The 603-nt window shown below is 59.4% G+C and carries 1 protein-coding gene; it reads left to right on the plus strand.

Annotated features, from left to right (window positions below; genetic code table 11):
- Nucleotides 1–68: 68 nt before the first annotated feature.
- A partial coding sequence (locus ACLKMW_RS26510) for a GntR family transcriptional regulator (protein WP_415727522.1) occupies nucleotides 69–603 on the plus strand: 535 nt, incomplete at its 3' end.

The following is a 603-nucleotide window of genomic DNA, read 5'->3' on the forward strand; positions in this document are numbered from 1 at the left end:
GAGCCAAGTTCCTTGTCAATGGACTGTCGAATCTGTTTTCGTGCCAAGGCAAAAGGAGTTCTGCATCCATGGACGACAAGCTCCGGATTGAACGCTCGACCAAGACGCTGCGCACGCTTGCGCTGGAGCGCATGCGCGAGGCGATCATGAGTTTCCATTTTCAGCCGGGCGAAAGGCTGGTTGAGAGGCCGCTCTGCGACCAGCTCGGCGTCAGCCGTTCGGTGGTACGCGAGGTGTTGCGGCAGTTGGAGGCCGAGGGCCTGGTGCAGATGATACCGGGCCATGGGCCGGCCGTGGCGCGTCCCGATCTCAGCCGTACCGACGAGATTTATGAACTGCGCGCGCTGCTCGAGGGAATTGCTGCGCGTTCTTGTGCCGAGTCGGCCACGGATGAACAGATCGCCAGCCTTGGCCGCGCGCTTGAAAATCTTCTAAACGCCTGGGCTTCGGGTGTTCCGCTCGAGGTGATGCGGGCGACGGGCAATTTTTATGAAGAGCTTTTCAACGCGGCAGGCAAGCACATTGCCTGGGAAATCGTGCAAGGGTTGAATGTCCGCATCAACCAGCTTCGCTCGATGACCATTGCTTCGGCAAATCGTCGAG

The organism is Borborobacter xinjiangensis, assembly GCF_047739745.1.
Taxonomy (GTDB): Bacteria; Pseudomonadota; Alphaproteobacteria; order Rhizobiales; family Rhizobiaceae; genus Pseudaminobacter.